The organism is Arthrobacter sp. zg-Y820, from assembly GCF_030142155.1.
Taxonomy (GTDB): Bacteria; Actinomycetota; Actinomycetes; order Actinomycetales; family Micrococcaceae; genus Arthrobacter_B.
In genome coordinates this window covers 597993-608799 of sequence record NZ_CP126247.1, presented here as the reverse complement: position 1 = coordinate 608799, position 10807 = coordinate 597993, and the positions used below count along the sequence as shown (strand labels likewise).

The following is a 10807-nucleotide window of genomic DNA, read 5'->3' as shown; positions in this document are numbered from 1 at the left end:
GTCTTATACCGTCCGGATCCGGGGATTGATGAGTACGTAGAGGACATCCACCAGGATGTTGACGACGACGAAGGCCACGGCGATGGTCAGCACGGCGCCCTGGACGAGGTTGGTGTCCGAGGTGTTCAGCCCGACGATGATCAGGTCACCCATGCCGTTGAGGTTGAAGATTTTCTCGATCACCACGGCGCCGCCGAGCAGGTAGCCGATGCGCAGGCCCAGGACGGTCACCGGGGTCACCAGGGCGTTGCGCAGCACGTTCCGGGCGACCACGGTCCGGTACGGAACACCGTTGCCGATGGCGGTGCGGACATAGTCGCGGTCCAGCTCCTCGACCATCGAGGTGCGCACCACGCGGATCAGGGAGGCGGAGACCGGCAGGCCCAGCGCGAGGGCTGGGAGCGCCATGGAGTACATCCAGCCGACAAAGCCGTATTGTTCGGCCCAGTCCAGGCCGCCGGTGGGGAAGATGGAGCCGGCGGGCAGTGCAAACCACTGAATGAGCAGGATGGCCAGCCAGAAGGACGGCGTGGCAATCGCGGCGATGGAGAAGACACGGATGGCCTGGTCCGGCCAGCGGTCCCGGTACAGGGCGCTGGTGACGCCGAGGACCAGGGCCAGGAACACGGCCAGCAGGATGCCCAGCAGGGTCAGCTGCAGGGTGACCGGGAACGCGGAGGCAATTTTGGAGGCCACCGATTCCTCCGGCGGGTTGGTGAAGCCGAAGTCCAGCCGCACCACGCCGCCCAGGTAGCGCAGGAACTGCACCAGCAGGGAGTCATTCAGGCCGCGGTCCTCGCGGAAGGCCTCCTTGGCCTCTTCACTGGCGTTTTCGCCGAGGACGGCTGTGGCACGGTCTGCCGGGATCACCGACAGGACGATAAAGACCATGATGGTCACGCCAAGCAGCATGAATGGCAGGGCTGCCAGCCTGCGGCCCAGCAGGCGCAATAGTGTTGCCATGTTTTATTTCTCCAAGTGGTGCGGGGGCCGGCTTGACGGAGGAGGGTGCGGTCTTGGGGGATTTCCCCTCCTCCGTCAGGCCGGGGTCTTACTTCCGGCCTACGCCTACGAAGGAAAGACCGGTGGTCGGAAGCGGCTGGAAGCCGTCGAGGGTGCCGCTGTCCCAGGCGGTGGGAAGCTGCCGGTGGAACAGCGGGTACAGCGGTGCCTCTTCGGCAACGATGTCGACGACGGCTGCGTGCAGCTTCTTCGCCGCGGCCGGATCCAGCTTCACCGCTTCGTCCAGCTTGGCCGTGATGTCAGCGAACTCCGGTGTGCCGGACCAGGCCATGCGGTTCTTCGCCCAGGTGTCGCCGCGGAAGAACCAGCTCAGCAGCAGGTCGCCGTCGTTGCCGAAGACCGAGGGGTCGCCCGGGGCGATCAGAACGTCGAAGTTCAATCCGCCCACCTTTTCCGGGGCGTAGACCGCTGCCGACTGCAGCGGCTCCAGCGTGGTGGTGATGCCGATGGCGTCCCAGTTTTCCTTGATCAGCGGGGTCACCCGGGTGACCCAGCCGGCGTCGGTGGAGGTCAGCGTCAGGGTCAGGTTTTCGACGCCGGCTTCCTTCAGCAGTGCCTTGGCCTTCTCCGGGTCATAGCCGTAGACGGTGCCGGCCTCGGTGTAGGAGGGATGGCCCTTCTGGAAGTAGGAGGTCGCGGCGGCGGCGTTGCCCAGCAGCGCCTTCTTGATGATGTCCTCGGTGTTCGTGGCGTAGTGCAGGGCCTGCCGCACCCGCTTGTCGGCAAACTTCTCCGACACGCAGTTGAACATGAGGAAGAGCAGCCCGAAGGACTGCACCGACTCCACGTCGAGCTTGGCCTTCAGCTGGTCCACGTCCAGGTAGGGGATGTCCTCGATGGCCTGGGTCCGGGACGGGACCGAGGCCACGCGGGCCGCCGGATCCGCCAGCAGCAGCCAGGTCATGTCGGTGACCTTGGCCGGATAGGAGCCGTTGTATTCCTCGAACTTCTTGAAGACAATGCGGTCTTCCTTGACCGCCGAGACAAACTTGTACGGGCCGCTGCCTACCGGTGCCAGGTCGAAGGTGGCCGTGTCCGAGGCCAGCGCCTTGGGAACAATCTTGACCACGGAGATGCGCGGGGAGAATTCGGCGAAGGGGTACTTCAGCGTGAACTTCACTGCGTCGCCGTCGGCGGTGACGGAGGCGATGAAGGGGATGAAGCCGGCAAACAGGGACTTGTTGGCCGGATCGAGCACGCGTTCAAAGGAGAAAACGACGTCGTCGACGGTGACGGGAGCGCCGTTGTGGAAGGTCGCTCCTTCGCGGAGCGTCACCCGGTACGTGGTCTCGTTGAGCTTCTCCGGCTCCGCTGCTGCCAGCGCCAGGTAAGGCTCCCGGGTGGCCGGGTGCAGCTCGGTCAGGCCTTCGAAGATGTGCAGGTTCGCTGCCACCGGCGTCGCGCCGGTAGCAGCCATCGGGTCAAAGCCGGTGGACAGGGAATAGGAGATTCCGGCCTCGATGGAGTCTGCGGCAACGGCGCCGGTGCCGGTGGCCGCGGGAGCGCCGCCCGGGCTGCAGGCAGCCAGGGAGCCGGCAAAAGCTGAAGCGGTGCCCAGGACACCGGCAATGCGTAGAAAATCGCGCCGGCTAGCGTTCCGGAGGAAACCGGTGCTTTCAGAAGTTGTGCTCATCAAGGTGCCTCACCATTCGGGTGTGATGCGGATATCGGACGTAGGACATCCCATGCGGGTTGATTAGACTGTAGGCTGAATCACAACAGTGGGTCAAGCACGTCACACCTATGAACCGCAGAACTCCGGCCGGGGCGCTGTCCCGACCGCGGCGGACCCGCTCTGTGCATATTGCTCGAAGAACCATTTCCGAAGGAGTTCCGATTTTGGTGAACGACACCACAACGCCTACGTCCAGCGAGGCAGGCAGAACCTCAGCGGCGGCGCTCCCCGCCCAGGCCCGGCTGCCGCGGTTCAGCGCCCAGGCAAGACTGGCGGCCCTGCAGAACGACATCATGGAACTGATCCTGGACAGCAAGCTCGAGGCCGGAAGCCCGCTGCCCACCGAGGCCGAGCTCTGCTCCGCGCTGGGCGTGGGCCGCAATACGCTGAGGGAATCCCTCAAGGTCCTGCAGGCCCTCGGCGTGGTCGAGATCCGCCACGGCTACGGCATGTTTGTCGCTCCGACCAACTTCGATGCCCTGACTGCCGGACTGAGCTTCCGGGGACGGCTCTCGCTGCGGCAGCAGGGCAAGGAGGCGCTGGAACTCGTCGATGTCCGGCAGACCTTGGAATCCGGGTTGATCGGACAGGCAATGAGCCTGATGACCCCTGCTCATCTGGCCCGCATTGAAGAAACGGTGCGGGAAATGGAATCGCTGGCCGATCAGGGGCAGGCACTGGCCGCAGTGGACTCGGAGTTCCACCGGCAGCTGTTTGAGCCGCTGGACAATGAGCTCCTGACCCACCTGCTGTCAGTATTCTGGGATGTCTACAGCCGGATCCATGCCGAGGCCGGCATGAAGGCAGGCAGCCTGCACGCCACCGCGCAGATGCACCGTGAAATCTTCGAAGCCGTAAGCGCCGGGGACAGGACGCTGGCCTCGGAGCGCATCAACAACCATTTCGACGGCATCCGCGAAGCCATCCACGACATGGTCAGCCGATGACCGGGGTAAAGGACAACACCATGACGGTTCGAATTCTGGACAGTCCGGCAGCAGCCGGAGCCGCGGCCGCCGCCGTCGTCCGGGACTGCGTGCAGGACAAGCCCGACGCCGTGCTCGGCTTTGCCACCGGCTCCTCTCCGCTGCCGCTGTACAACGCGCTGGCGGAATCCGGTGAAGACTTTTCCGGTGTTCGCGGGTTTGCCCTGGACGAGTATGTGGGGCTGCCGCCCGGCGACCCCCGCAGCTACGCGACGGTGATCAACAGTGAAGTGGTCGAGCGGCTGGGCCTGCCGCAGGGTACAGTCCGCGTGCCCGACGCCGCCGCCGCCGATCTGGACGCTGCGGCGCGGGAGTATGAGCAGGCCATCCGCGACGCCGGCGGCGTCGACCTGCAGATCCTCGGCATTGGCCACAACGGCCACGTCGCTTTCAACGAGCCCGGTTCTGCCCTGGATTCCCGCACCCGCGTGGAAGAGCTGGCCGAACGGACCCGGCGCGCCAACGCCCGCTTTTTTGACTCGCCGGACGAGGTTCCCACCCGCTGCCTGACCCAGGGCCTCGGCACCATTCTCGACGCCCGCCACCTGCTGCTCATCGCCCACGGCGCGGACAAGGCCGAAATCGTTGCGCGCGCCTTGCAGGGACCGATCACCCCGGACTGCCCGGCCTCCGCACTGCAGCTGCACCCCCGCGTCACCGTGGTGCTGGACCGCGCGGCTGCCGCCAAACTCACCGACACCGGGACGCCGGCGTGAACCCGCCGGCGGGTCCCCCACCCGCCGGTCCGTCCGTGACGGTCATCCGCGGCCGGATCCTGCTGGAATCCCGCATCGTGGAGAACAGCGCGATTGCCGTCGCCGGCGGCAGCATCCTCTACGCCGGACCCGAGTCCGGACTTCCCGCGGCGCTGGCCGGACTCGACGCCGGAGCCGGCGCCGGCCCTGGCCGCATCGACGAAGTCCGCCTGCCACCCGGGCAGCTGGCGGTTCCCGGCCTGATAGACCTGCACACCCACGGCGGTTACGGCGTTGACTTTCCGTCCGCGGATGCCGGCGCCGCCCGCTCCGCGCTGCAGCGCATGCACGCCGGGGGCACCACCACGGTGCTGGCCAGCCTGGTCACCGCGGCGCCCGCCGATCTGCTCTCCGGCCTGGACATCTTCGCCGGGCTGGCGGAGGCCGGCGACCTGGCCGGCATCCATTTGGAAGGTCCGTTCCTGGCCACGGCCCGCTGCGGCGCCCAGGATCCGCGCTGGCTGCGCTCCCCCGACCAGGCCTTCGCCGCCGACCTGATAGCCGCCGGCCGCGGGCACCTGCGCACCATGACCTATGCTCCGGAACTGCCCGGCTCGAATGAGCTCGTGGACCTGCTCACGGCGCATGCGGTGGTTCCGTCGCTCGGGCACACCGCGGCGACCGCCCACGACGCCGGCGCTTCCCTCGCGCGGGCGGCGGCGGGACTGGCGTCCCGCCGGCAGCATCCGGGCGGAGCCGGAGCGGCCCCCCTGCCGGAAGCCATGCCGGAAGCCATGCCGGAATCCTTGGCGGAATTGGTGCCGGGACACTTCCCGGGACCGGTGCCGACAGTGACGCACCTGTTCAACGGCATGGATCCCATTCACCACCGCTCGCCCGGCGCGGTCACTGCGGCGCTGCGCGCAGCGCGGGCCGGCAACGCCGTCGTCGAGCTGATCGCCGACAACACGCACCTGGACCCGGTTCTGGTGGCCGCCATGTTTGAACTGCTGGGCGCTGGGAACATCGCCCTGGTCACTGATGCGATGGCAGCCGCCGGACTCGCTGACGGACGGTACCGCCTGGGTCCGGCCGAGGTTCAGGTCCACGACGGCGTGGCCCGGCTGGCCTCCGGCGCTATTGCCGGCGGCACCGCCAGCATGCTGGATCTGGTGCGAAATGCCGTAGCTGCCGGTGTGCCCCTGGAGGCTGCCCTGCAATCCGCCACCGAGGTTCCTGCCCGGGTGCTGGGACGATCCGGGCAGATCGGCACCCTCGCCGCCGGTGCCGCTGCCGATGTGCTGCTGCTGGATGCCGAACTCCAGCCGACCGGCGTGATGCGCGGCGGAACCTGGCTTTAGCCCCGCCGGCAGGCCAAAAACTGAGCCGGGCACCCAAGTATTTTGTGACCATACTGTGATTTGAGCCGCAATGTAATAACCAGTACGTTACTCCCGAGATCCGGATCGTCGACAAGGGAGTCACGTGACGAACAGCCAGCGGGAACCGCAGGCATCGCGGGGGCGATGGCGGAGCATCGAAGTGTGGATCACCCGCCTCGAGGTGACCATCGGTGCGCTGTCGCTGATCACCATCCTGCTCATGGTGTTCCTGCAGGCACTGCAGCGGTATTTTCCCGGCGACGGCTTTGCCTGGACCGGAGAACTGGCCCGCTTCTCCCTCATCTGGCTGACGTTCGCCGCGGCCGGCGTTCTCGTGAGCACAAACGGCCACATTGCTCTTGAAATCATGGACGCGGTGCCGAACCAGATGGTCGTCCGGTGGGTGCAGGTGTTCGCCCTGCTCGTCGTCGCCGCCACCGGCGTGGGCCTGGCGGTGGAGGCCCTTGCCCTGATCGACTCGCAGCAGATCATCAAGTCGCCGGTGCTGCGCGTCCCCATGTCCGTTGTCTACATCCCGGTGCTCATCGGCGTCGCGAGCATGACCATCCGCGCCCTCGTCGCTGCCGTCCTCGTTGCCCGGAACGGGCCGATGCTCACGGAATACGACGGCGACGACGGACCGGGGGTCCTCTCATGATGCTCACGCTGCTCGGCATCGCGATCGCGGTGCTGCTGGTGCTGCGGGTACCCGTCGCGATCGCCTTCCTTGGCCCGTCCCTGGTCTATATGAGCCTCAACGGCCGCTCCCCCGGCAGCGCCCTGCGGGAGGTCGCCAACGCCGCCGACAGCTTCCCGTTGCTCGCTGTTCCACTGTTCATCCTTCTCGGCGCCCTGGCCAACCACGCCGGCATCGCCGACCGGTTGTTCCGCTTTGCAATGGCGGCCTTCGCCTCGGTGCGCGGAAACCTGGGCTACGTGAGCGTCGGCGTAAGCCTGGGCTTCTCCTGGATGAGCGGCTCGGCCGTCGCCGACGCCGCGGCGCTGGGAAAGGTCGAGATCCCGGCCATGCTGCGCAACGGCTACAGCAGGCGCTTCGCCACCGGCGTCGTGGCCTCCTCGTCGCTGATCGCGCCGGTCATGCCGCCGAGCATTCCGGCAGTGATCTTCTCCGGCCTCGCCGCCGTATCGACCGGCGCCCTCTTCGCGGCGTCGGTCATTCCCGCGCTGCTGATGACGCTGGGGCTGTGCATCGTCGTGTTTTTCCTGGTGCGGCGCCAGCCGAACCTCGTGCGCGGCAGGTTTGACCGGACCGAGTTCCTCCAGTCGCTCAAAGGCGTCATTCTCCCGCTGCTGGCACCGATCATCATTCTGGGCGGCATCCTCGGCGGCATCTTCACGCCCACCGAGGCTGCTGCCGTTGGCGTCGTGTACATGCTGCTGCTGGGCATAGTCCAGCGTTCCCTGACCCTCACCGGGCTGATCGCGGCCATCAAGGAAACCGTTCTCACAACCTCCGGCATCATGCTCATCGTTGCCAGCGCCTCACTGCTCGGCTACATCCTGGCGCGCGAGCGGCTACCCCAGATGCTCACGGAAGCCCTGTTCGGCCTCACCGACAATCCCACGGTGTTCTTGGCGCTCGTCGTCCTGCTGGCACTGGTGCTGGGCTGCGTGATCGACGCGACGGCGATCCTTGTGCTCGTTGTGCCCATCCTCATGCCGATTGCCATTGAATACGGCGTCGACCCCGTCTCCTTCGGCGTGCTGCTGATCATCTCCCTGATGATCGGCCTGCTGACGCCTCCGGTGGGAACGGTCCTCTTTGTCACCTCCGCGGTCTCGAAGACCCGGATCGGCGAGGTCTTCCGCGGATCGCTGCCGTTCATCATTCCGTTCCTGGTAATCGTCATCCTCATCGTCTTCTTCCCCGATGCGGTGCAGACGCTGCCGCGATGGCTGGGGCTGTGAGGCCATGTTCGCCACGAAGCTTTGCGGTCTGGGCGCAAAAAGACGCGGTGGAGGAGCTTCCTCCCCGCGGTTCCACCACCTGTCCGGCTATCCCCGGCGGACCCTTTGAGAGGAAGAATCGATGACAGAACGACGAACCAGGCTCACGGCCTGGACCGCCCTGGCCGCGCTGCCGGCACTGCTGCTGGTCGGCTGCGCGGGCGGGGAAACTGAGTCGGAAGGCGGCGGCGGCGAGGAAGAAATCGAGCTGACGCTCGCCCACAGCTACAACGAGGATCAGCCGCAGCACCGCTGCGGCGCACAGGTTATCGCGGACGAGGTCGCCGCGGCCGACGCCGGGATGACGGTGGAGATTTTCCCCTCAAGCCAGCTCGGCGGCGATGCGGACCGCATCTCATCCGTCGAGTCAGGGGACATCGACATCGACATCCAGGGCGCCTCGGCCCTGGGTGCCGTGTATGAACCGATCAGCGTGCTCGACGCCGCCTACGTCTTCGAAGACGCCGATCATCTGGCCGCTTTCATGGCCAGCGAGGAATCGCAGACGGTCACCGACGGATTCGCGGAGGCCGCCGGCATCCAAACCCTCGGCGCGTGGTCGGCGGGTGCGCGGCAGTTCACCGCCAACGCCCCCATAGCCGAACCTGCCGACTTGGAAGGGCTGCGGATCCGGTTCCCCGGTTCACCGCAGTTCCTGATGAATGCTGAGGCCCTGGGCGCCTCCGCCACCGAGGTGGCCTATGAGGAGCTGTACCTGGCGCTGCAGCAGGGCACTGTTGACGGCCAGGAGAACCCGATCACCAACATCCAGGCACAGAACCTCGCCGAGGTGCAGGACTATCTGAGCATGACCAATCACCAGCTCAACACCAATCTGGTCATTGCCGGTCCCGTGTGGGACGAGCTCTCGGAGGAGCAGCAAAGCGTCCTCAATGCTGCCGTCGAGACAGCCGTCAGCGAGGTGACGGAGTGCGTGGCAGCCGATGAGGAAGAGACGTTGGCGGAGTGGAAGGCCGCGGGCGACTGGGAAATCATCGAGGATGTGGACACCGAGGCGTTCAAGACTGAGGCGCTTGAGTATTTGGAGGGAGAGTATTCCGGCGACTCGCTGGCAGTGTTCGAATCAATCCGGGCAACGGCGGACTGACCGGGGTGGGCTCGCCGAGGGCGGGCGCCGTTTCGACGTTCACCGGCGAGGTGCCGGCTGACCAGCTCGGCACCACTCTGGTCCACGAGCATGTCTTCGTCGGCCATCCGGAACTGGACCTGAACTGGCCGCATCCGGAATGGAACGAGGAGGAAGCGCTCGACCGGGCGGTGGCTGGTTTCGGGCGGCTGCACGCGCTCGGGGTGCGCACCGTCGTCGACCTCACGGTTCCCGGCCTGGGGCGCGACGTCAGGCGGGTGCTGCGGGTGGCCGAGCGGACCCCGGTGCGGCTGATCGCCGCGACCGGCTACTACACGGCGGACGGCCTGCCCCAGTTTTTCCGGACCCATCGCCCGGGCGGGCTGGTGGGCGGCCCTGATCCGCTCATCGAGATGTTCCTGCGGGACATCAGGGAAGGGATAGCCGGGACGCGCGTGCGTGCCGGCATGCTGAAGGTCTTTTCGGACTCCGGCGGCATCACGCCCGACAGCGAACGGGTGTTCGCCGCTGCAGCGCACGCCCATCTCGAGACGGGAGTACCACTGACCACCCACTCACATGCGGAGTCCCGCGGCGGGACGGCGCAGCAGCAGCTGCTCGCCCGCCTCGGGGTGCCGCTGGATCGCGTGGTTATTGGCCATGCGGGTGATTCGGAGGACTTGGACTACCTGATGTCGCTGGCCGACGCCGGGTCTTTCCTCGGTTTCGACCGCTTCGGCATGGAGCACGTCGTTCCCGATGCGCAGCGGTTCCGGACGCTGTGCGCGCTGCTCAGCCGTGGGTACGCGGACCGGATCCTGCTGTCGCACGATGCCGCGTTCTTCAGCAGGATGACGCCGCCGTCCTGGCGTTCACGTACCGTCCCCCACTGGCACATGGAAACGGTGCATCGGCGGGTGTTGCCGCAGCTCCGGGCGGCGGGCTTCGCCGAGCCGGTGTTGAGGATGCTGATGATCGGGAATCCGCGGCGATTACTTGCTAATGATGTGGCCGCGGATCCAGCGGCTGAGATTGAGGAGGGTACCTGAGGTGGAGGAACTTAGAGAACTGGCCGAGGGTTCCGCCGGGCCGCCCGCAACGGAACGGAAGCGGGATCCGGAACGCACGCGGGCCGAAATTCTGAAGGTCTCCACCGAAGTGTTTGCGGCGGAGGGCTACTCGGGAGCACGGGTGGATGAGATTGCCGCGAGAACCCGCACGACAAAGCGCATGATCTACTACTACTTCGGCAGCAAGGAACAGCTCTATCTCGAGGTGCTGAAGAGTGCCTACGGCGGCATCCGTGCTGCGGAACGTGCCATCCATGTCGGGTCGCTGGGCCCCATCGAGGCAGTGCGCCGCCTGGCGGAGCTGACCTATGACCACCATGTACGGCACAGCGATTTCATCCGGCTGGTGATGATCGAGAACATCCACCGCGGCGTGTTCATCCGACAAATTGAATCGATCCGGGGACTCGTTGCGCCGGCCGTCGGCCTGCTGGAGGAAATCCTGGAGCGCGGCCGTGAGGAGGGAGTCTTCCGGCACGATGTGGACGCCTTTGACGTGCATCTGGTCATCAGCGCCTACTGCGTCTTCCAGGTCGCGAACCAATACACTTTTGGCCATCTCTTCGGAAGAGACCTGCATGCGCCGCCGCTCAGCGACCATCTCCGAACTCTGCTTGGAAATGTGGTGGTGGCTTGGCTGGCAGCCAAAGAGTGAGGATTCTCTCGCGAGATGGCAGTAAGTGCTCTTCCCGGGGCCGGGACGTGCAGTTTCTGCCATCCCGGCGCGGTGTTAAACAAGTAAGGCCCCGCCAATGGCGGGGCCTTACTCTCTGAACAACCGGTGTCTTTCAACCGTAAATATTGTCCGGCGGTGACCTACTCTCCCACATCCTCCCGGATGCAGTACCATCGGCGCTGTGGGTCTTAGCTTCCGGGTTCGGAATGGGACCGGGCGTTTCCCCCACGCTATGACCGCCGTAA

General features: G+C 66.2%; 10 protein-coding genes and 1 rRNA gene. 8 read left to right on the top strand and 3 right to left on the bottom strand.

Annotated features, from left to right (window positions below; translation table 11 throughout):
* Positions 1-3 precede the first annotated feature (3 nt).
* Positions 4-963, bottom strand: coding sequence for an ABC transporter permease (locus QNO08_RS02760; RefSeq protein ID WP_229964391.1), 960 nt, complete (start codon positions 961-963; stop codon positions 4-6).
* Positions 964-1051: 88 nt separating this feature from the next.
* Positions 1052-2656, bottom strand: a complete 1605-nt coding sequence (locus QNO08_RS02755; RefSeq protein ID WP_229964390.1) for an ABC transporter substrate-binding protein — start codon at positions 2654-2656, stop codon at positions 1052-1054.
* A gap of 284 nt (positions 2657-2940) precedes the next feature.
* Here QNO08_RS02755 and QNO08_RS02750 point away from each other — a divergent pair, with 284 nt between their 5' ends.
* The 8 genes from QNO08_RS02750 (at position 2941) to QNO08_RS02715 (ending at position 10541) form a co-directional block, all read left to right on the top strand.
* Complete coding sequence (locus tag QNO08_RS02750) at positions 2941-3645, top strand: FadR/GntR family transcriptional regulator (protein ID WP_231712030.1); 705 nt, start codon at positions 2941-2943, stop codon at positions 3643-3645.
* Between the two features lie 20 nt (positions 3646-3665).
* Complete coding sequence (locus QNO08_RS02745) at positions 3666-4400, top strand: glucosamine-6-phosphate deaminase (RefSeq protein WP_229964388.1); 735 nt, start codon at positions 3666-3668, stop codon at positions 4398-4400.
* 35 nt (positions 4401-4435) lie between these two features.
* Positions 4436-5740: an N-acetylglucosamine-6-phosphate deacetylase gene (locus QNO08_RS02740; RefSeq protein WP_229964387.1), complete on the top strand. Its 1305-nt coding sequence runs from the start codon at positions 4436-4438 to the stop codon at positions 5738-5740.
* A 124-nt stretch (positions 5741-5864) separates the two neighbouring features.
* Complete coding sequence (locus QNO08_RS02735; RefSeq protein WP_229964386.1) at positions 5865-6419, top strand: TRAP transporter small permease; 555 nt, start codon at positions 5865-5867, stop codon at positions 6417-6419.
* Complete coding sequence (locus tag QNO08_RS02730; RefSeq protein ID WP_229964385.1) at positions 6416-7690, top strand: TRAP transporter large permease; 1275 nt, start codon at positions 6416-6418, stop codon at positions 7688-7690. The genes QNO08_RS02735 and QNO08_RS02730 overlap by 4 nt, the downstream gene beginning before the upstream one ends.
* Before the next feature lie 121 nt (positions 7691-7811).
* Positions 7812-8837, top strand: a complete 1026-nt coding sequence (locus QNO08_RS02725; RefSeq protein ID WP_229964384.1) for a DctP family TRAP transporter solute-binding subunit — start codon at positions 7812-7814, stop codon at positions 8835-8837.
* 5 nt (positions 8838-8842) lie between these two features.
* Positions 8843-9865 carry a phosphotriesterase family protein gene (locus QNO08_RS02720; protein ID WP_229964383.1) on the top strand — a complete coding sequence of 341 codons (1023 nt, stop codon included), beginning with the start codon at positions 8843-8845 and terminating at the stop codon, positions 9863-9865.
* Position 9866: 1 nt separating this feature from the next.
* On the top strand, positions 9867-10541 hold the full coding sequence (locus tag QNO08_RS02715) for a TetR/AcrR family transcriptional regulator (RefSeq protein WP_229964382.1): 675 nt from the start codon (positions 9867-9869) through the stop codon (positions 10539-10541).
* A 148-nt stretch (positions 10542-10689) separates the two neighbouring features.
* On the opposite strand, the gene rrf is transcribed toward QNO08_RS02715, so the two are convergent.
* Positions 10690-10806: ribosomal RNA gene (gene rrf / locus QNO08_RS02710) — 5S ribosomal RNA — on the bottom strand.
* Position 10807: the final 1 nt, after the last annotated feature.

Coding starts and splice junctions, on each gene's coding strand:
- QNO08_RS02760 (WP_229964391.1), bottom strand. CDS start 963: ATGGCAACACTATTGCGCCTGCTGGGCCGCAGGCTGGCAGCCCTGCCA.
- QNO08_RS02755 (WP_229964390.1), bottom strand. CDS start 2,656: ATGAGCACAACTTCTGAAAGCACCGGTTTCCTCCGGAACGCTAGCCGG.
- QNO08_RS02745 (WP_229964388.1), top strand. CDS start 3,666: ATGACGGTTCGAATTCTGGACAGTCCGGCAGCAGCCGGAGCCGCGGCC.
- QNO08_RS02730 (WP_229964385.1), top strand. CDS start 6,416: ATGATGCTCACGCTGCTCGGCATCGCGATCGCGGTGCTGCTGGTGCTG.
- QNO08_RS02725 (WP_229964384.1), top strand. CDS start 7,812: ATGACAGAACGACGAACCAGGCTCACGGCCTGGACCGCCCTGGCCGCG.